Raw genomic sequence first — 21,435 nt, forward strand, 5'->3', positions numbered from 1 at the left:
TCAAGTTATGTATAAATTGTTTTTTTAATTTCTAAAAGTATAGAATTTAATTATGAATTTTATAGTATTCAATTATCATAAATTTTAAATCTTTAGGTATTGTATGAAAAATAAAACTTTTAATGGATCTGAGTTATTTCCTAATAACTCATTTGTAAATGATAAGAATAACATTTCAATTAATGGTGTAGATCTTAAGGATCTAGCTGAGGAGTATGGTACTCCACTATATGTTTATGACGAAGAAACAATTATTGGAACAATTAAGGATTTTCAAGATTCATTTACGAATGAAATTGAAGATAGTATTATTTCATATTCAACTAAGGCTTTTTCTAATCCTTATATTTTGAATTTGTTAAATAATCAAAATATGAGTATTGATGTTGTAACTGGTGGTGAATTAGCAGTTGCTAAACATGTAAAATTTGATCCAAAAAGAATAAACTTTCACGGTAATAATAAATCTATTTTAGAACTTTCTGAAGCGGTTGACTATGGCATTAATCATATTACTATTGACTCATTTAATGAGATAGATAACCTGAAAAATATAGCTGAAGACAAATCTATTATTCAAGATATAATGTTAAGGGTTTCACCTTCGATTGATCCTCATACACATCTTCTAACAACTACAGGTATTTTAGACTCGAAATTTGGGTTTTCTATTGAAACTGGTGATGCTGAAAAAGCAATTGAACAGATTATGAAAATAAAATCTCTAAATTTGCTAGGATTACATTTTCATTTAGGCTCACCAATATTTGAACTTGAACCATATTCTGAGGCTATAGATTATGTTTATAAATTTGCATCTGATATGAAAAAAAAGTATGAATTTGAAATGCTTGAGTTTAGCCCAGGAGGAGGTTTTGCAATAGGTTATCTTCCTCAAAAAAAACCTTTGTCTATTCATGAATATGCAAAAACTATTTGTAATTCAATTAAGGAATCTTGTGATAAATATGGATTTGATATACCTAAAATAACATTAGAACCAGGTAGAGCATTAATCGGAAGGGCTGGTGTCAGTATCTACAGAGTAGGTTCTATAAAAAAAATTCCTAGTGTTAGAAATTATATATCTGTTGATGGAGGGATGGGTGATAATATAAGACCTGCATTGTATGGATCAGAATATTCTGTTTTTTCAATTACAAAAGTCAATCAGAAGGATAATTTATTAAAATCTACTGTTTCAGGAAAATTTTGTGAATCCGGAGATATTTTGGCGAAGGATGTCATGCTTCCCAATCCTCAAATAAATGATCTTTTAGCCCTTCCTGCTTCTGGAGCGTATAATCTAGCAATGGCTAGTAATTACAATATGCAAACTAGACCAGCTGTTGTGGTAATTAAGGATAAAAAACCATTATTAATTAGAAGAAGAGAAACATATGAAGATTTATTGTCTACTTCTCTGTTATGACTAATATTGTAAAAAATAAAGTTTTTGATCGACTTCATCAATCAGTAAAAAAAAATAATTTCTCCCATTTTTATATATTTTATGGTCCTAAGAATATAGGGAAAAAAAGACTAGCTCTTGATTTTTCAAAATCTATTTTATGTGATTCTATTGGAGAAAATAATTCTTGTAATGAATGTCATAACTGTAAGAAAATTTCTAATAAAAACCACTATGATCTAATTAATATTGATACAAAAACTCCTATTGAAGGATCTAATGAAACTAAATCTGATCAAATTAGAATAGGTCATATTCATGAAATAATAAGAAATTCTAATTTGGGCCCTTTTATGGCAAAGTATAAAATCTTTATACTAAATGAAGCCGAAAAATTAAATAATGAAGCTTCTAATGCATTCTTGAAACTATTAGAAGAACCTCCGAAAACTTCTATTTTCATTTTTTTAGTAGATGATATTTCTCTTGTCTATCCTACTATTATTTCTAGGGCGCAAAAAATTAGCCTTAGTCAAAATACAGATAAAGAGATAATGCTTCATCTTGGTAAAAATTTTAATCTAGAATCTGAATTACAAGAAATTATAACTCAATTATCTTCAGGAAAAATTGAACTAGCTGAATCTTTTGCTTCTAATATTTCTTTAATTGATGATTATCTTGAAGCTTATGAAAGATTTTATGATTTTTGTGAAGGCGATCTTAGTTACAGGATAAATATATCTCAGAAATTATCATCTAGTTTTAGAACCGATAGAAACTTAATTTATGAAGAAATTGATTTATGGATTAAGTTTTGCAAAATTATAATAAAGAAAAAATATGATGAACATATAACACTAAAGCTAAGAAATAATCTTGAAAATATTTATGACATATATCAAATAAACGAAATAATATTAATTTTATTAAGAACTCAAAATTATTTGAAAATTAACGCTAATCCTAGACTTGTTTTTGATGTTATGAGTATAAATTTCCCTAAAAATAAGAATAATGATAAATAATTTAAAATCAATTGCCATCGATGGTCCTGCTGCTTCAGGTAAGTCTGCAGTTGGGAAGAAACTTTCTGAATTATTAAATTATGATTTTCTAGATACTGGAATTATGTACAGAGCAGTTACGTATATTTCTATTTCAGAGCTATTAGATCCAGTTTTAGTTTCAGCTTATTTTGCAAAGAGTTTACTTAAGGTAAAGCTCAAGGGTGAAAAAAATAAAATATACTATAAAAATAAGGATATAACCAGCTTTTTGTTTTCAGATTCTGTAGATAAAAATGTTTCTGATATTTCAAAAATAACTAGAGTTAGAAAAAATTTAGTTAAGGAGCAAATAAATATATCCAAAATCAATAATATAGTTATGGTAGGTAGAGACATAGGTACAATAGTACTTCCTAACTCAAATCTAAAAATATATTTAGATGCATCCATAGATATTCGAGCAAAACGAAGATCAAAAGAACTTGGATTAAATTCTTTTGATGTTGAGAAAAAAATAAAATTAAGAGATGTTGTTGATTCTAATAGAAAAAATTCACCATTGACTATAGATAAAGATGCTCACTTAATTAATACAGATTTACTGAACATAGATGAGGTTGTTATAAAGATTAAAGAATTATTAGAAGATGACTAAGTTATTTAAGTTCTGTGAAGCAGGTCTCAATTTTACTTTTAAGATTTCAGGATCTTTAGAAATAAATGGTCGTCACAATGTACCATCTGATAAATCTGTAATTTCTGTTTCGAATCATTTGTCTATAATTGATCCGGCATTGTGTGCGACAGCAGTTTCTAAGGAGCCTAGATTTTTAGCTAAAAAAGAATTATTTAGATTTCCTGTAAGTATATTTTTGAAATTTTATGGAGCCTTCCCATTAAATAGAGGCAGGGTAGATATATCAGCATTTCAGTGGGCTAAAAATCAATTATCATCTAAAAATAATTCTTTACTAATTTTCCCTGAAGGCACAAGAAGTAAGGATCAAAGAATTAAGCGTGGTTATAATGGGGCAACACTTCTAGCAATTGATACAGAATCTATAATTCTTCCAATGGGAATATATGGAACTGAAAGAATTACAAATTATTTTCAATTTTTATTTCCAAATAAAAAAGTTACAGTAAACATTGGAGAACCCTTTAGGGTAGCTAATTTACCTCAAAAAAAGAATAAGAAAATCTATGATTTAGTAACTATAGAAATTATGAAAAGAATTTCAAATTTGCTACCAGAAAACTACAGAGATCTAGAATTTGAAAGTTCAGAAAAAAAATTTCTTTATACTGAAACTTTAACTTAGATTTATGGGTATAAATTATGTTTCAAATAATTTTATAGTAGAGTTTCTCATTTAATTAATACCAAGAAAATATTGAGGAACTACCTCTTGAACAAGATATCCTGGACATTATAAATAAAGAAATATATATTTCAGTTTATATTTGGAATGATAGATCATTATGCTATGAGATTAGCAGAAAAAATCTCTCCAAGTACTTAAAAAAATAATTCTAAAAAACATATAATCTATATATTTTTTAGACTTTTATATTAATGCCATAATAATGTCGTAAAGTTTACAAAAAGTTTACCCATTTTGATTAATATCAATGTAGACTAGGTAAAAGAATTTTAGGCATTTTAAGGTTAAGAATATGGCACAAGAATACAAAGAGAGAATAAGAGAAAATATTGATCTCAAAGAATTCTTGGCTAGCAAGGGGATAGTCTGGTCAGACAAAGGTTCAGTCCCTAAGACCTTGTGTATGTTTCATGATGAAAAAACACCTTCTTTTACTCTTAGTAGAGACTTAAAAAGATATAGATGTTTTGGATGTAACGAAAGTGGCGATGTTTTTGATTTTTTAATGTCATACGAAAAATTGAGCTTTCCTGAATCAATAAAACAATTATCGAATTATCTTTCTTGGGATTATGATGAAACATCTTATATTGATGATTCAGAAAGAAGAAAAAAGTCTAATATAATTGCGAGCGAAGTTTTTGAGGTCAATAAGTTAGCTCAAAGTTATTTTTATAAGCAACTTACTGATCAAAGATCTGAGAGCTCAAAAAAGGTCATAGATTATCTTGCAAAAAGAGATATATCACTTTCTACCATAAGTAAGCACTATATTGGATATTGTCCTGATGGAAATTTAGGAAGTTTATTTAGTTATTTCCAATTGAATAAAATAAATAAACGAGGAGTTATGAAATCTAATTTATTACTTAAAAAAGATGATGATAATGACTGGGTAGATTTTTTTCGAAATAGAATAACAATTGCTATTCTAGATGAAAAATCAAATATAGTTGGTTTTTCAGGAAGATCTATTAATGAAACACAAAAAAGTAAGTATATAAACTCAAAAGACAGTGATGTATTTAATAAATCTCAAATACTTTATGGATTAGATAGAGCTTCCGAAACTATTAAGCTCAAATCACAAGCTATAGTTGTTGAAGGCTATTTTGATTGTATCTCTGGTTATGAAAAAGGATACTTAAATCTCGTAGCTGCAATGGGAACTCAGCTCAGTTCTGAAAACTTTGATAAGTTGAAAAAACTTGTCACTTATTCATCAGATACGGGTGAAATAGTGTTTTGCTTTGATAATGATAGTGCAGGTCACAAAGCAGCGTTAGATACTATACTGAAACTAAGGGAAAATATAGCAATAAGCTTTAAAAAAGCAGATAAAAAAATTAGTGTTAAGGTTTGTTTCCCCTCAAAGGGAAAAGATCCTGACGAAATTTTTAGAAGTAATCCACTTGAATGGGATGATATGATAAGTCAGTCTAAAAATTTTATTGAATTTCTAATCGAATTTTATTCAAAAGAGTTTCTTACAGGAAGTAATAAAGATACTTATAAATTTTTAGATACTATACTTCCATTTGTGGTTGAATCTTGTGATGAAAATCAGCAATCTTTTTATCTTAGAAAAATTTCTAAATTGACTGATTTGGATTATGACTTACTTAATATTGAAGCTAAGACCTCTATGAAATCTAAATTTAGACAAAATAACAAAAGAACAAATAATGATCAAATAATTAAAAGAGTCATATTTAATCCGGAAAAGTCTCAGGAAAAACATTTTTTAGCTCTTTTATTACAAAACTCTGAATTGTTTGATTATGTGAAAGATATGGAAGAATTTTATTTCTCGGATTTACATTTTAGATCGGTATTCAATTATTGGAAAAAAGAAAATAAAGTGATAAATAGAGATGATATTAATGATGACTTGATTTTTATTTATGAAGAACTTGAAAGTTATCTTGATGAAGGTTTTGTATCTGACCCAGATCTAAGCTTTGAAATTGAGCTTGAGAATGTTAAGACTAGATTAGCTTTAGATTATCAAAAAAGAAAGTTAAATGAAACGGCCGTAAGGCTTAAAGAAGAAGAAGAACATACTGACAAAGATAAAAATATAATAGCTTCCCTAATGCTTGAAATAGTTGAGATTACAGAAAATATTAAAAATTTAGAAAGGAGTGAAGTAAATTGAGCGAAACAACAAATGATAACGAAAATCTTTATATAGAAGATGTAAATGATAATAATAATGTTGATACTGTCATTGTTCCTGGTGGATCTAACTTGGAGGATGAGGAAGATTTGTCATCAGTTTCTACTTCGATAGATTCTTATGAAAAAAATGATGATTTGATGAATATTCTTTCAAAAGGCAAAAAAATCATAAAAGATACATATGAAGATCCTATAAGAATGTACTTAAAAGAAATAGGAGATGTCAAGTTATTATCTCGAAAAGATGAAGAAATTTTAGCTAGAACTATAGACTTGAAGTTTAAGTATAAAAATATTTTTTCTGAGTTAGAAGAATCTAGCTCTAATTTGATAAATTCAGTTGATGTATTCAGAGAAGTTTTAATTGCTATATTAGATCTTGAGAAGATAATTAAATCAATCGGAAAGTTCTATGGAAAAAATAGTAAAGAAATTATGACTTTAGAATATTTCATTTCAGAAGAATCTTCTCTTTCAAATATTCATGGTGTTTATTCAGAAGATTTGATTTCTTATGTTGCAGATGTAAATAATATCTCTACAGATGAAGCGACTACTAAGATTAAGCAAATATCAGATCTTTTAGGATTGATTCCTCAAGATATATCAAAATTGTTAGATAAAGATTTAAATGACTTGAATCTAAAAAAGCTTATTGTAGATAAAAATTTTAATGATCAATTAAAGATTTATAAAATGATTATAGATAGGCATTATGATCAAATTATTTCTAGATCTGAACTTGCTCAAAATCATCTTGCTGAAGCAAATCTAAGATTAGTTGTTTCTATAGCAAAAAAATATATAGGTAGGGGATTAACATTATTAGATTTAGTTCAAGAAGGTAACATAGGTCTTATCAGAGCTGTTGAGAAATTTGATTATAGAAAAGGATTTAAGTTCTCAACTTATGCAACTTGGTGGATAAGACAGTCAATAACTAGAGCCGTAGCTGATCAGTCTAGAACTATAAGAATTCCAGTTCATATGGTTGAACAAATAAATAAGATTCTTAGGGTCTCCAGAAGATTGGTTCAAGAAAAAGGAACAGAACCTACTTCAGAAGATATAGCTAAAGAGCTTGATATGGATCCAGATAAAGTTAATGAAATATTAAAAGCATCCCAGGATCCTATTTCTTTAGAAGCTCCAATTGGAGAAGAGCAAGACTTAAATTTAGCAGATTTGATAGAAGATCAAAATGCTGAATCTCCTCAAAACTCCGCTTCAAAGAACTTATTAAAATCACAAATTACAGAAGTTTTAGAAACATTATCTCCAAGAGAAAGACAAGTTATTGAGTATAGATTCGGTATAAACGATAGTCGACCAAGAACCCTTGAAGAAGTTGGGCAAACCTTTGGAGTGACAAGAGAAAGAATAAGGCAGATTGAAGCAAAAGCACTAAGAAAGCTAAGGCACCCCACCCGGTCCCTAACCCTTAGAGATTATCTAGATTTTTGAGAGTGATTGGTTATTAACCAAATGGTATTCAATATTGAATTTATCCTTGTAATTGTGTATATTTAAACATAATAAGTGAAAATGTATAAGGTTTTTTTTGAATATTTCTGAATTGATAGACTACTTAACTGTTGCTTTCCTATTAATATTCTCATTTATGGGCATATTGTTTTCCATTGCTCTAATAGTTTTTATTAGAAATGTTAATAAAATTAAAACCCAGTTTGATACAGCTAATGAAAAAATTGACTCTTTTAAAGAATCAATAACAACAATAAATAAATCAGTTGAAATATTCAAGTCTTTATTTGGTTTTTCATCTAAAAAATCAAATAATTAATATTATTTAGGAGGTAAACATGTCTGACGGAGATTCTTTTTATAAAGGCTTTTTCTATGGAGCTACTCTTGGTTTTGTAGCAGGTGTAATTTTTGCTCCTAAGCCTGGTGATGAAACTAGGGTTCAATTGTCTGAGAATATTAAGGATTGGAAAATTAAAGCAAATGACTTAGTTGATTCTGCAAAAGAAAGATTAAATAATGCCGTTCAGGAAGGAAATGAGGTGTCTAAAAGGTCAAGAACTGATTTATATGATGACTAAATAATTATTTAGTATATGAGTAAGAACCTAGTACCCTAAGAAATGAAGTTGTTTTTGATAATTCGCTTAGAGCTTCCGTAATTTTTTTATCATTAACATGTCCATCAAAATCTATAATAAATATGTAGTCGCCTATTTGAGTGCCCTTCGGTCTACTTTCAATTTTTTGTAAATTTATATCCCTTTTCGAAAAACATTGAAGAGCAGTAAAAAGAAGACCAGCTTTATCTGAAATCTTGAAATCAAATGCGATCGTAGTTTTATCTTTTCCTGTAGGCTTATTTTGTTTTTTTGAAATTACTACAAATTTAGTAGTATTATTTTTATAATCTTGGATGCCTTTTTCAATAATGTGGTTTTTATTTATTATTGCAGATCTTTCTGGACCTATAGCTGCTACATAATCTGGTAATCCTTTGAGGCTCTCAACAGCTTCAGCGGTTGAAGGATAGCCTTTTATAACTATATCTTTTCTTAATCTTTCTGATATCCATTGGTTACATTGACCAATTGCTTCAGGCTTACTGATAATCTCTTTTATTTCATTTAGTTTAGTTGTTTTTTTCTTTGATATTAAACAAGCCTCTATAGGTAATAACAATTCATGATTTATGTAAAGGGATTTAGATTTTATAAGATAGTCTATTACTTCAATTATTGTACCTATTCTCGAGTTTTCAATTGGTAATATACCTTCATCATATAATTCATTTTCAATACCTGAAAGAACTTCAGTAATATTTGCTTCAGGAATCAATGTGTGTTCATCTTTTTTATACATTAATGCAGCAGTTTCTGAATAAGTTCCTACAGGTCCTAAAAAGCTCAGTTTCATACTCATTTTTTTTCTTACTAATTATTTATGGGTACTTGATATATTATCTTATCAAGCGAGTTAATGGTATTACTGAAATTATGGCTAATATTTCCTGATGATGATATTATTGCGATAACTTTTGAGTTATTTGGTAGTTTTATCTCACTAACTGACTTACCAATTATTTCGGAATCTAGTCCTGCTGTTATTATTCGTATTTCTGTGAAATTATCATTGTCTATAAAAATGCTCAAATTTGAATAATCAGATATAAAAGTATTGATAGAATTGCTCAATATTTCATCATTATCTACTATAAAATCAAAATCCTCATTAAGAAAGATTTCTCTATTTTTTTTAGAGTTAATAATTGAGATTGTCTTAATATCTGGGTTGATAAATTTTGATAATTGACAGGAGACTAAGTTATTTTCATCTTCGGATTGAGCGGCTATAAAGTAATTAGCTCTATCAATGCCTGATTCTAATAAAGTTTGCTTATTATATGAGTTTCCAAGTATAGTCAGAAATCCTAAGTTTTCTTCTATAAAGCTAACATTATGTTGATTTGAGTCAATAAAAGTAACTTCATTTCCTTGAGCTATAAAGTTTTCTCCAAGTTGATAACTTACTCTATTTATTCCAGAAATAATAATATACATGTATTAGCTCCTGATAATACTAATTAGTTCATTTTTGTTAGGATCTAAAGAATTGATTACAGAATAATTTTTATCTTTATACATACCATAAAGATCTTTATTAGAAATTATCATTTGAATTCTATTTTTATCAAAATCATTTATAATTTTTTGATAAAAATAGGAGTTTAGAATATCTGAATTACTAGCAAGAAAAATATAATCAGCGTTATTTTTTAAGATTTCAAAATTATTTCTTAAGTTATTCTCGATATTGATTTTTATTTTTCTTTTATCTGTTTGCTCATTAGTAAAATCATAGTCTACAATAAAATCAAAAATTTCTATTTCATCGCAAAAATTTTCTATTGATTCGACAATTAGCCTTGTTTTATTTGATATACCAAATATTGAAGTTTTCATAATTTTTTATTTGTTATTTCTATTAAATTTATTTTAGAGTACTTTTTAATATAAGAATATTTATAATCATTATTTTCATTATTTTTTGAAAAAATAATTAGATCACAACCTATTCTTTCAGACTCTTTAATTGTTGCTACTCCAGCATTTCTTGATTGAACTAGAATAAAACTATCAGAATTTATATCATACTCTAATTTATTTCTTGATAGAAAGTCATTAGCTTCCTTAAGTATATTTTCTCCTACACTTATTTGATTGCCAATTTCATAATCTATTGGATATTTGTGAGGAGTTTCAATTACATAAATGAAAAATAATTTAGAGTTATTATTTTTGGCCAAAGAAATAGATAAATTTAAGATAGATTCATTATTTATTGAATCAAGTAATACTAAAATTCTTTCTGAATTCATTTATAAAAGTTTATCTATATTGTTATTATTTCCAATAATTGTAAGTTCATCATTTTCTCTTATTACTTCATCATTGGACGGATAAAGCATAAGTGAATCACCTCTTAATATAGAGACTACTGTTAGTTTTTGAGGTCCAGGTTTATTTAAAAATCCAGCTTCTCCCAAAGTCATACCTATAATCCTGTCAGGAACCATTAATTTACTAATTCCAATATTTAATGAAAGTTCTAAGTAATCGTCAACATTTGGAGTAAAAATTGTACTTGCTAACCTTTCTCCCATTTCTTCTTCAGCAAAAATAACTTTATTACACCCTAATCTCTTAAGAGTACTCTCATGAAGAGTAGACGATGCTCGTGCCATAACGGTATTGATGTTCAAGGTTTTAAATAAAACAGTAACCATAACTGAAACTTCTACATTCGAGCCAATAGCTACCACTCCTACATCAAAATCTTGAACACCTAATTCTCTGAGTGCTGTTTCTGACGAAGCATCAGCTGTTACAGGGTAAGTTACTTGCCCTATCATAGATTGAACTTTATCTTCATCTTTATCAATTGCCATAACGTCATAGCCTAATTGATACATTTTACTTGCAAAACTAGTACCGAACCTTCCAAGTCCTACAACTACAACTTGTGGTTTTATTTTCATTTCTATCCCAATCTTACAACTTCATAAGCTGGCTTTGCTTTAGTTTCGATTTTTTTTCCTACAAACATTAGTGCTAACAAAAGTGGACCAAATCTTCCAATAATCATTAGTAATGCAATAAATATTTTTGATGAATTATTAATTTTTTCAGTTATTCCTGTGGTAAGTCCCACGTTTCCAAATGCACTTACACATTCAAATAGTAATTCTCTAAATATACTATCAGGTTCAAATGAAGAAATAACAATAAACGAAAATAAAATTAAAAAAATAGAAAATATAAATATTATTAGAGCCCTTCTTGTAATATCTCTTGTAACAGTTCTCTTAAAAATTGTAATTTCATCTTTACCCATTATTGTTGATATTAATGCTGCAAGAATAATAGTTACTGTTCCTACTTTTATACCTCCTGCTACTGAAAGAGATCCACCTCCTATAAACATTAATGCCATTGTCATTACAGATGTACTATTATGAATTTGATTGTAATCAACTATAGAAAATCCCGCAGTTCGTGTTATTGAATGAAAAATTGAAAATATTATCTTTTCTTTTGTACTTTCAGCTCCTATTGTAAAAGGATTTGACCACTCTGCGAATAAGAACTGCGAAGCACCAATAATTAATATAATTGAAGAACTCAAGACTACAACCTTAAAATTTAATGTTATAAATATCTGTTTATATTTCGATTGAAAAAATAAGATAATATTTTCAAAAAATTCTATTATGATTGGGTAACCTATACTTCCTAAAAAAATAAGTACCATCGTTATTGTTAATACATTTATATTTGGAGTTATTGATCCGATACTTCCTCCATTTTCATCTGGTAATATATCAAACCCCGCTCCATTAAATGATGATATTGATTGAAAAATTGAATTAAAAATTATGCTATGTTCATTTTTGATATCCCCTTCATACCAAAAAAAATAAAATAAAATAGCTCCTATGATTTGTAGGATTATGGAAATATAAAAAATATTTAGTACTACTCTAATTGAACTACTTGCAACATATTTTGAAGGTGTACTGTCACTCAAACTTTCATTTATAAGCATTTTCTGCTCTAAATTGATTTTTTTACCAAATAATATATATATTAAAAATCCAGCTCCAATCATGAATCCCAAGCCTCCAATAAAAGAAAGAATTAATATTATTGTAAGACCAAATATACTCCAAGTAACCTCTGATTGAACTGGAGTCAATCCTGTAACCGTAACAGCTGAAGTTGATACAAAAAAACTATCAACTAAACTTATATCTTGTCCAGAATTTACTGATATGGGTAAAAATAAACCGATTGTTCCAAAGATAATTAAGGCAATTAAACCATAAAATAGTACAAGAGGAGAATTTAATCCTCTTTTTGAACTTTTTTTACTTTCTAATTTTATGATCTCAGGTTGTAATTCCAAAGATCTTCTTATTCGATGGAGCTTATCTCCATTTAGTGAATTTATTTTTTCATTTGCCATTGAAAATTGCCAAATAGCTATAGTTTTAATTTATTTATTTTTATATATAGATTATACTTATTTATAGTGTTTTAAGCCTCTTCAAAATAATATATGACTACATACTCACTTGAAATAGTTCCAAAACAAATTGAACGTTTAAAAATTTTACCAAAAGAAATGTTCAATGAAGTATATGTGGCCTTTATACCTGGTGATTCGATTTCAAACATTATTGAAGCATCTAGAAATCTAAAATCTCAAGGATTTTCACCAATACCTCATTGTCCAGCTAGAAGTATCAAAGATGAAGATCAACTGGATTTTTTTCTATCCGGTTTGGCAAAAGAAAATATAAAAAAGGTTCTAGCAATTGGAGGCAGTCCTAAGAATAAAGCAGGTATTTTCGATAAAACGATGGATATTTTTGAAACAGGTTTATTTGAAAAATATGAGTTCAATCAAATTAATATAGCTGGCCATCCAGAAGGAAATCCAGACGATGATAATTCTGAAAATAATTTATCTATTAAGTGTGATTGGCTTATGAAAAAAGGCTTTAATTCTTCTATAGTAACGCAATGGACATTGAATATTGATGAAACAAATAATTGGGTAAAAAAAGTAGAAAAAGATATCATAAGTAAAAATTCAGGGAAAATAGATATTAATCTTGGCATTGCGGGTCCAGCAAAACTAACAACACTAATAAATTATGCGAAAATTTGTGGAGTTAGTGCAACAACTTTGATTATTAGAAGTAAAAAATTTGGTCTTACTAAATTAGTTAAGCATAATCCTTTAGAAATAATAAACGGATTAGATAATATCAATAAACTTCATTTTTTCCCTTTCGGAGGAATTAAGGAGTTATCGCTGTGGGCTGACAGCAACATATTGCAGGTTAATAATGAATGAGTTTATCATAATCGGTGAAAATATCCATACAACAAGATCTGTAAAATTAGATGGTATTAGAACTTTTGATTTAGATGGAGAGAAAGTTATTACCTTCAGAAAAAAAGGGGATGATTTTTCAATACTGAATATTCCTGATCATTTTAAGGATACCCAACCATATAAACAGGGGCAACTTAAACATTTTATGATAGCAATATGGCAGGGAATGAATGGAGATAAGGAAAAAGGTATTGATTATATTAGATGGGAAATTGAAAGACAAACAAAATTTGGTGCTGCATTTTTAGATATAAATGTTGACGAATATAGTTACAGACTTGAAGACCAAATAGAAGCTATGAAGTGGTTAGTGAATGTAATTAAAGAATTTTCCCAGATTCCAATATCTATTGATTCCTCAAATCCTGACATAATAAAATCAGGCTTAGAAGAATATGGTAATCATATGAGACCTTTAGTTAACTCTCTTTCGCTTGAAAGGATAGACTTAATTGATACGATTATGGAATATGATGCACAGGCAGTTGTTAGTGCAGCTAGTGAGAGTAGTATGCCAGACAGTTCAGAAGAGAGAATGGACAATTTAAGTGATGTTATTAAAGTTTGCTATACCAAAGGCTTACTAGATGAAGATATTTTTGTTGATCCCTTGATATTTCCAATATCTGTTTCATCAAATTACGGTAAAGATGCACTCGATGCTATAAATAAAATAAAGGACAAATGGACCAATATAAATATTACGGGAGGTATGAGTAATGTTTCTTTTGGTCTTCCAAAAAGGAGACTAGTTAACGATGTGTTTATTAGTCTTGCAATCGAAAAAGGTGCAAATTCAGGAATAATAAACCCAATTGAATCAAAATTAGAAAGAATAAAAAATATAGATAAAACTACAGAAGCTTATGAGATCACAAGATCAATGCTAGAAGGTAATGATGAATTTTGTGTAAATTACTTAAAAGCTTTCAGAGAAAAGAGAATCTAAAATGTTCTTAGTACGTTTTGTACTGTGGTTTCTAAGATTTACTGGGGATATAACCAATGAATTTATTGAAAAAAATGTTCCTTTTATGTGTGCATCTATATCTTTTTATGCTTTTTTTTCACTATTTCCTTTACTACTTGGATTAATAATGATTTTCTCAATTTTCTTAGGAATTCAAGGATTTGAGCAAACTCTAATTGATTCTTTGAAAAATGTTATTCCAATTTTTGACGAACAAGATGATGAATTCTTAAAATCTTTTTTTGATAGCCTTACATCAAATAGATTAGCTACAAGTACTCTTGCTGGAATAGGTCTACTTTTTGCTTCTAGTGCAGTTTTTGGGACAATTAGAAAAAGTATTAATTTTATTTGGGAAATCGATAAAAAGAGAACTTTTTTTCAAGAAAGAAGAATAGATTTTTCTATGTTATTTATTGCTTCTTTTTTATTGATTAGCTCTTTTGTATTAACCACAGGCCTAAGTTTTTTGAGTGAACTGGTTTCTATCACATTCCCAGACTCTCCTCTGATTGATCAAAATATTTGGAATAGATTAGCTTTATTAGTTCCTCCTTTATTAACATTTTTAGTTTTTATTATTTGTTATTGGTGGCTTCCTAATATCGAATTATCATTTTTTTCTGTCTTTCCTGCTGCAATTCTTGCTACTTTAGCTGAAGAAATTAATAAAATGATTTTTATTTTATATCTTAGAAATTTTAGTGGGATTTCAGGTTCTATCTATGGAGGGGTAAGTGCAATTATAGTTTTGATGGCATTTATATATTTATCTTCAATTATTCTTCTTATTGGTGCTCAAATATCTGCAAGAAATACAGTTTATCTTAATATAAGAAAGCAAAATATACAGAACAAAAAGTTAGAATCAAGTATAGAAAGACTTTCCTAAACCTTAATTATATAGAGAAAAATTTCATTATTATCTGAAATCTTAATTTTTTCGCTTTGATCATTATCTTTAAAAATTATATCTTTTGCTAATGAGTTAGTTGCAATATATTCTTTATAGAACTCGACACTTTTATTTATTTTAGATTCTCCAAAAATATTAATTGTAATCATATCTGATATATCAAGATCCATATCTTTTCTTTTATTTTGAACTGCTCTTAGAATATCTCTAGCTATACCCTCAATTTCTAATTTCTCATCTATATTTATATTCAAAGAAACTATTATATTACCACTATCAATATCTCTTGTTTCAGTTCCAGGTAGGGATTCTTTTTCAAGAATATATTCATCCTCTAAAAATGTTTTATCTAAAATAGTTATAGATTTATTTTCATTCATTATCCATTCATCATTATTTGCTGCTTGCATAAATTTACCTACATCTTTTCCAAGCTTAGGGCCTAGCTTTCTTAGATTAATCTTAATTTTGTTTTTGTATAAAGAATCAGAGCTATCAGTAATCTTAATTCTTTTAATATTGACCTCATCAGTAATATAATTTTCAAAATCTTTTATCCATTCTGAATTATCTCCAACTATTGTTAGTTCATGTAATGGTTGCCTAACTCTTATATTATTAGATTTTCTTATTGCTAGTCCTGCAGAAGAAATTTCTCTTACTATGTCCATTTTTTTGAGAAATTCCTTATCATTTGGAAAGAGTTCTATAGAAGGCCAATCACTAAGATGAACACTTTTTAGTTTAGTAAGCTTGGTATATATTTCTTCAGCTATGAGTGGAATTAGGGGAGAAAGCGCTTTAGTCACGTTTAGAAGTACAGTATACAAAGTGTCATAGGCATTTTTAGAATCATTATCATCAGCATGTTTCCAAAATCTTGGCCTACTTCTTCTGATATACCAATTATTTATCGCATCTATAAATTCAGGAACAGATTGGCAAGCTGAAGTAATATCATAGTTAGATAAATTAGAATCAATCTTTTCAATCAGTTCTTTAGTTTTCAATAATGCATATCTATCCAAAGAATTTTGAGACGAATAATTTTCTTTTGCTTTTATATTTTCTGCATTTGCATAAAGGGTAAAAAAGTAAAAAGCATTCCACAAAGGTGTAATAATTTGTCTTTGTGCATCTGCTATTCCCTTCCCTTCCATATCTATCTGTAAGTTTTGCCCTTTAAGTATAGGAGAAGAGGAAAAGAACCATCTAAGAGAGTCAGCTCCATATTTTTTCCAAATCATTTCTGGTTCAGGATAATTTCTTAATTTCTTTGAAAGTTTTACACCTTTTGTATCAAGAACTATTCCATGACTGATTGAATTCTTGAAAGGAGGTTTGTCAAAAATTGCTGTACTTAATACCATCATTGTATAAAACCAGCCTCTAGTTTGACCAATGTACTCCACAATAAAATCAGCAGGAAAATGTGATTCAAACCAATCTTTATTTTCAAAAGGATAATGAACTTGAGCAAATGGCATTGAACCTGATTCAAACCAACAATCAAAAACTTCTGGAACTCTCTTCATTAGGCTTTTTCCTGTTGGATCATCAGGATTAGGTCTTGTCAAATTATCTATAAAAGGCCTATGTAGATTTTCAGGCCTAACTCCAAAATCATTTTCTATTTCATCTAAGCTTCCATAAACATCTGTTCTTGGATAATTAGGATCATCAGATTTCCAAACTGGAATTGGAGAGCCCCAAAACCTATTTCTGCTTATAGACCAATCTCTAGCACCTGCTAACCATTTTCCAAACGTACCTTCTTTTATATGACTAGGGATCCAGTTTATTTCTTGATTTAATTCAACCATCCTATTTTTGAATGACGAAACATTTACATACCAAGAATTAACTGATTTATATATTAATGGTTCATCTGTTCTCCAGCTATGAGGATAGTTATGCAGATATGATTCTTTTTTTATTAATAATTTTTTTTGTTTAAGCTCTTGAATTATTTTTTCATTAGCTTCAAATACTTGTAGTCCTTCATAATCTGGAACTTCCTGTGTAAATTTTCCTTGATCATCGACTGGACAAACTAATTTAATTCCATTAGCTTCGCATACTGTTTGGTCATCTTCTCCAAAGCCAGGTGCCATATGAACAATTCCTGTGCCTTCTTCGGTATTAACAAACTCTGCTTCTAGAACTCTAAATGAATTATTATTATTCTTAAAATAAGGAAATAAAGGTTTGTAAGTCAATCCTATTAATTCTGATCCTAATATATGTTTAATAATTTTATTTCCATCTAACTCTTTTTCATAGTTCTCTAGAACAGATTTTGCTATCACATAATTTTCATTATTCAAAGATATTATGCAGTATTCAATATCTTTTCCTACAGCACAAGCTAAATTGGAAGGAAGCGTCCAAGGAGTAGTAGTCCATGCAATTAGAAAGGTTTTATTATTATTTAGTTTTAGTTTGAAATCTAAAATCTCGAACTTTACAGTTACTGCAGGATCCTTTCTTTCTCTATATGAATCATCCAAACGGGTCTCAAAATTAGAAAGTGGAGTTTCTGCTTTCCAAGAATATGGCATGACTCTATCTTTTTCATAAACTAATCCTTTATCCCAAAGTTGCTTAAATGCCCAAATAACAGATTCCATATAGCTAAGATCCATTGTTTTATAGTCATTTTCAAAATCAACCCATCTAGCTTGCCTTCCAACAGTTCCTTCCCATTCTTTTGTATAACGCATCACTGAGGTTCTGCAATGATCATTAAAATTTTCAACTCCAAAATCTTGGATTTGTTTTCTTCCAGAAATACCTAATTCTTTTTCAGATTCCATTTCTGCTGGTAGACCGTGGCAATCCCAGCCAAATCTTCTATCTACCTTGTTACCTTTCATAGTTTGATATCTTGGGATAATATCTTTTACAAATCCTGTAAGTAGATGGCCATAATGGGGAAGACCGTTAGCAAAAGGAGGTCCGTCATAAAATACAAACTCATTAGATTTTTTTCTTAACTCCAAAGATTCAGAAAAAGTGTTTTCTTTTTTCCATTTATTCAATATTTTTTCCTCAATTTCAGGTAAAGAAATAGAGGAATTAATTTCTGGATAGTATTTTTTATTTTCTATAGTCATTTATAAATCAATTTTACCTTTTGAATTAGTCTTAAGTATTATAAATTGAATACTGATATTGGATTATAAGATAGAATATGTTTTTTTTCGGTATCAGATAAGTCACTCAGCCCTGAAAGGCATCTTGAGAAATTTATTAATGGAAAATCTGAAGCAAAAAGAATTTTATTTATATTTGAACATAAAATAGAAGTTTTATATACCTTTCTGCTATAAAGAAAAGGTTGAGCTGCAGAATCGTAATAAACATTTTTTAATACTTCTTTTACTTCAGGCATCTGTTCGTAAAAAACTAAACCTCCTCCAAAATGTGAGAAAATAAATTTATTTTCTGGATTTTGTTTTGCTAAAGAATATAACTTTTCCGGAACATTTGTCCCTTTGCCTGAGTATGAGTGACCTAGTGGTTCAGATGCATGAACAATGGTAGGTAGATTATATTCTAGTGCAATCCTCAGAGTATTTTTAAGTACTTTGTTTTCTTCTATTTCTTCATCATAATTAAAGTGTAATTCACCAATTCCTTTTGCTCCTCTGTTAATATAATTTAAGATTTTAGATTCAGTGTTTTTTGAGTAAATATTTACAGAACATATTGGGATTATTTCTTCAAATTTACTGGCTGATTCTATTATGTAGTCATTACATAATTTTGTAATTTCATCACTTGTCCAACCAAAACCACCAACTACTGCTTTATTTATTTCACAATCTTTTAGTTTATTTACCAAGTTATCAGCGTCTGATATTTTAGTTTTTTCATTGAAAAGCTCTTTGAATTTTTGATCTAGTTTTTGAAACTTAGAAATTTCTGAAGAAATTTCCTTAGGTAAAATATGTGTGAGTGAATCTATATTCATTTCTATTTTTTTTCTATAATTTAAATATTATGACAAATAAAAAAATTGATAGAAGAGAATTTGGTAAAGTTTTTATATCAAAAACATCTCCAAATTTTGTAATAGGTGATTATGCTAAATTATTGGCAGATACTAAAATTCAAAATTTTATAGATGATAAATTAAAAACATTAATTAAAGCTAATATTTCATGGCAACATTATTTTCCAGCTTGTTCAACAGCACCTTGGCAGCTTGATGGAGTTATAAGAGGCCTGAGAAGTTTAGGAATTTCTAACTTAGAGGTAGCACACAATGGAACAGTTGTTGTAAATGCTAGGGAAGGCCAAGAAAATAATGGATTCTTAAAAATAGAAAAAGATTTATCTATTAAAAGTACTGTATTAGATGATCCTGGCCAAGAGTGGATTAATTATGTTCCTAAAAATAAAATGATTGTCTTAAATAAGATCTACCCTGAAGGAATAATGATCCCTCGAAAACTTTTAGAAACAAATATTATCCATCTTCCTACAGTTAAAACACATGTTTTCACTACAATTACTGGTGCTATGAAAAATGCATTTGGGGGCTTGCTTCATAAAAATAGGCATTGGGCTCATGCGGATATTCATAATACACTAGTTGATTTACTCACTATTCAGTATGAGATTCATAATAATGTATTTGCAGTTATGGATGGAACATTTGCAGGAGACGGACCTGGCCCTAGGGCAATGAACTTTAAGACTAAAAATATGATATTCGCATCTTATGACCAAGTTGCAATTGATTCTATTTCTGCAAAGCTGATGGGTTTTGATCCTTTGAAAATACCAAAACTTAGAATTGCTCATGAAAAGGGCCTTGGTATAGCTAATCCAAATGAAATTAAGGTGATTGGAGAAAACATTAATAAGATAAATTGGAATTTTTCTAAAAATAAAAATACATTTGCTAGTAAAATTCAAAAGTATATTTATTGGGGGCCTTTGAAACCTTTTGAAAAACTATTATTGAGAACTCCAATGGTAAACGTAGCATACTTGGCTTCAAATCTTTATCACAACACTTTTTGGCTTAGATTTATAGGAAAAAGTAGAATAAAAAAAGCATTTAAAACCCAATGGGGTAACTTATTAGTTAATTATAAAATTTCGAAACCCTAATTCACTTATTTTCTAGGCAGTAATTATATGCACTAAGTGCAGAAATAGCTCCTTGTGAAGCAGCTGTTATAGTTTGCTTTAAATTAGAACCATTAGTGATATCTCCAGCTGCGAATATTCCAGATACATTTGTCTTTTGATCTTTGTCAACAGCTACTTCGTTTGTTTCATCATCTAGATTTATTCCTAGTGATATAGGGATTTCTACTCTTGGATCTGCTCCAGCCTCAATCATTAAACCATCGATTTTAAATCTATTTTGGTTATTGTATTTATTTTCTAATTCTATTTCTTCTAATCCACCAAAATCTGATCCTATAAGTTTAGTTACATTATTCTTTAACAGAACATCTACATTATCAGTTTTTTCTAAAGTATCCAAAAGTATAGGTTCTGGTCTCCAAAGCTTTTCTCCTCTGTAAACCAGAAAAACTTTTTTAGCATATTTTGCAATAAGAATAGCACCTTCTACCGCAGCATTTCCGCCTCCCACTACAACAGCTAATTCTTTATTTCTATAAAGAGGAGCATCACAAGTTGAACAGTAAGAAATACCTTTACCAGTCCACTTCTCTTCGTTTTCAAGCTCTAGTTTTCTTCTTTCCCTGCCTATCGCTAATATAATTGTTTTAGCCTCGATTGTTGAGCCATCATATAACTGGCATAAAAAAGATTTATTCTTTTTAGTAATTGATTTTAGGTTTTGTTCAATTATAGGGACATCTAAATTTGTTACTTGATTTTTAAATTCAAGCATCAAGTCAAATCCATCAATATCGTTATTACCAGGATAATTTTCTATTAATCCTCCTATTGCTGTTTCTCCACCAAACTCTTCACCAATAATAGCAGTACTCATTTGATATCTAGCTGCATATAAACCAGCTGAAAAGCCTGCTGCTCCTTGACCAGCTATTAATAAATCGACTTTATTTAATATACTCATTGTAATTTTTTCATTTATTAAACTTCAAAAAAATAATAAATCC

Annotated in this window: 21 protein-coding genes; 12 read left to right on the plus strand and 9 right to left on the minus strand. The window is 28.6% G+C overall.

Annotation, left to right across the window (positions count from 1 at the left end):
* Positions 1-103: 103 nt before the first annotated feature.
* The 8 genes from lysA to MK083_02035 all read left to right on the plus strand — a co-directional run bounded on the left by lysA (position 104) and on the right by MK083_02035 (position 8,053).
* A complete protein-coding gene (gene lysA, locus MK083_02000) occupies positions 104-1,432 on the plus strand; it encodes a diaminopimelate decarboxylase (protein MCH2673228.1) in 1,329 nt (442 codons plus the stop codon).
* Complete coding sequence (locus tag MK083_02005; GenBank protein MCH2673229.1) at positions 1,429-2,439, plus strand: hypothetical protein; 1,011 nt, start codon at positions 1,429-1,431, stop codon at positions 2,437-2,439. Before lysA ends, MK083_02005 begins: the two co-directional genes overlap by 4 nt.
* On the plus strand, positions 2,429-3,076 hold the full coding sequence (gene cmk, locus MK083_02010; protein ID MCH2673230.1) for a (d)CMP kinase: 648 nt from the start codon (positions 2,429-2,431) through the stop codon (positions 3,074-3,076). Before MK083_02005 ends, cmk begins: the two co-directional genes overlap by 11 nt.
* Positions 3,069-3,743, plus strand: coding sequence for a 1-acyl-sn-glycerol-3-phosphate acyltransferase (locus MK083_02015; protein ID MCH2673231.1), 675 nt, complete (start codon positions 3,069-3,071; stop codon positions 3,741-3,743). The genes cmk and MK083_02015 overlap by 8 nt, the downstream gene beginning before the upstream one ends.
* Before the next feature lie 355 nt (positions 3,744-4,098).
* Positions 4,099-5,964, plus strand: a complete 1,866-nt coding sequence (gene dnaG, locus MK083_02020) for a DNA primase (protein MCH2673232.1) — start codon at positions 4,099-4,101, stop codon at positions 5,962-5,964.
* Entirely contained in the window at positions 5,961-7,451 is a 1,491-nt protein-coding gene (gene rpoD / locus MK083_02025; protein ID MCH2673233.1) for an RNA polymerase sigma factor RpoD, read from the plus strand. The genes dnaG and rpoD overlap by 4 nt, the downstream gene beginning before the upstream one ends.
* Positions 7,452-7,548: 97 nt before the next feature.
* Positions 7,549-7,791, plus strand: coding sequence for a hypothetical protein (locus tag MK083_02030; GenBank protein ID MCH2673234.1), 243 nt, complete (start codon positions 7,549-7,551; stop codon positions 7,789-7,791).
* A gap of 19 nt (positions 7,792-7,810) precedes the next feature.
* Positions 7,811-8,053, plus strand: a complete 243-nt coding sequence (locus tag MK083_02035; GenBank protein MCH2673235.1) for a YtxH domain-containing protein — start codon at positions 7,811-7,813, stop codon at positions 8,051-8,053.
* 4 nt (positions 8,054-8,057) lie between these two features.
* On the opposite strand, the gene pheA is transcribed toward MK083_02035, so the two are convergent.
* From pheA to MK083_02065, 6 genes are read right to left on the minus strand one after another with little or no spacing between them, the layout of a single operon-like run.
* Complete coding sequence (gene pheA, locus MK083_02040) at positions 8,058-8,894, minus strand: prephenate dehydratase (GenBank protein MCH2673236.1); 837 nt, start codon at positions 8,892-8,894, stop codon at positions 8,058-8,060.
* Between the two features lie 11 nt (positions 8,895-8,905).
* Positions 8,906-9,532 (minus strand): NAD-binding protein, encoded by a 627-nt coding sequence (locus MK083_02045; GenBank protein MCH2673237.1) that lies wholly within the window; start codon positions 9,530-9,532, stop codon positions 8,906-8,908.
* A 3-nt stretch (positions 9,533-9,535) separates the two neighbouring features.
* A complete protein-coding gene (locus tag MK083_02050; GenBank protein ID MCH2673238.1) occupies positions 9,536-9,934 on the minus strand; it encodes a hypothetical protein in 399 nt (132 codons plus the stop codon).
* Positions 9,931-10,350, minus strand: a complete 420-nt coding sequence (locus tag MK083_02055) for a universal stress protein (protein MCH2673239.1) — start codon at positions 10,348-10,350, stop codon at positions 9,931-9,933. The genes MK083_02050 and MK083_02055 overlap by 4 nt, the downstream gene beginning before the upstream one ends.
* Positions 10,351-11,010, minus strand: coding sequence for a TrkA family potassium uptake protein (locus MK083_02060; protein ID MCH2673240.1), 660 nt, complete (start codon positions 11,008-11,010; stop codon positions 10,351-10,353). It lies immediately after the preceding gene.
* Positions 11,011-11,012: 2 nt separating this feature from the next.
* Positions 11,013-12,497: a hypothetical protein gene (locus tag MK083_02065; protein ID MCH2673241.1), complete on the minus strand. Its 1,485-nt coding sequence runs from the start codon at positions 12,495-12,497 to the stop codon at positions 11,013-11,015.
* A gap of 93 nt (positions 12,498-12,590) precedes the next feature.
* Between MK083_02065 and MK083_02070 the strand changes: the two genes are divergently transcribed.
* The 3 genes from MK083_02070 to MK083_02080 are packed head-to-tail and all read left to right on the plus strand — an operon-like array spanning position 12,591 to position 15,298.
* A complete protein-coding gene (locus MK083_02070; protein ID MCH2673242.1) occupies positions 12,591-13,394 on the plus strand; it encodes a hypothetical protein in 804 nt (267 codons plus the stop codon).
* On the plus strand, positions 13,387-14,385 hold the full coding sequence (locus MK083_02075; GenBank protein MCH2673243.1) for a dihydropteroate synthase: 999 nt from the start codon (positions 13,387-13,389) through the stop codon (positions 14,383-14,385). The genes MK083_02070 and MK083_02075 overlap by 8 nt, the downstream gene beginning before the upstream one ends.
* Before the next feature lies 1 nt (position 14,386).
* On the plus strand, positions 14,387-15,298 hold the full coding sequence (locus MK083_02080) for a YihY/virulence factor BrkB family protein (GenBank protein MCH2673244.1): 912 nt from the start codon (positions 14,387-14,389) through the stop codon (positions 15,296-15,298).
* On the opposite strand, the gene ileS is transcribed toward MK083_02080, so the two are convergent.
* Both ileS and MK083_02090 read right to left on the minus strand, forming a co-directional pair.
* Positions 15,295-18,432, minus strand: coding sequence for an isoleucine--tRNA ligase (gene ileS, locus MK083_02085; protein ID MCH2673245.1), 3,138 nt, complete (start codon positions 18,430-18,432; stop codon positions 15,295-15,297). The genes MK083_02080 and ileS overlap by 4 nt on opposite strands.
* A gap of 44 nt (positions 18,433-18,476) precedes the next feature.
* Positions 18,477-19,298, minus strand: a complete 822-nt coding sequence (locus tag MK083_02090) for an amidohydrolase family protein (GenBank protein MCH2673246.1) — start codon at positions 19,296-19,298, stop codon at positions 18,477-18,479.
* A gap of 29 nt (positions 19,299-19,327) precedes the next feature.
* Here MK083_02090 and MK083_02095 point away from each other — a divergent pair, with 29 nt between their 5' ends.
* Positions 19,328-20,446, plus strand: coding sequence for a DUF362 domain-containing protein (locus tag MK083_02095; GenBank protein ID MCH2673247.1), 1,119 nt, complete (start codon positions 19,328-19,330; stop codon positions 20,444-20,446).
* 1 nt (position 20,447) lies between these two features.
* On the opposite strand, the gene MK083_02100 is transcribed toward MK083_02095, so the two are convergent.
* Positions 20,448-21,392, minus strand: a complete 945-nt coding sequence (locus MK083_02100; protein ID MCH2673248.1) for an FAD-dependent oxidoreductase — start codon at positions 21,390-21,392, stop codon at positions 20,448-20,450.
* Positions 21,393-21,435 lie beyond the last annotated feature (43 nt).

It is taken from the genome of Dehalococcoidia bacterium (assembly GCA_022451965.1).
In the GTDB taxonomy this organism is placed as follows: domain Bacteria; phylum Chloroflexota; class Dehalococcoidia; order Lucifugimonadales; family Lucifugimonadaceae; genus TMED-70.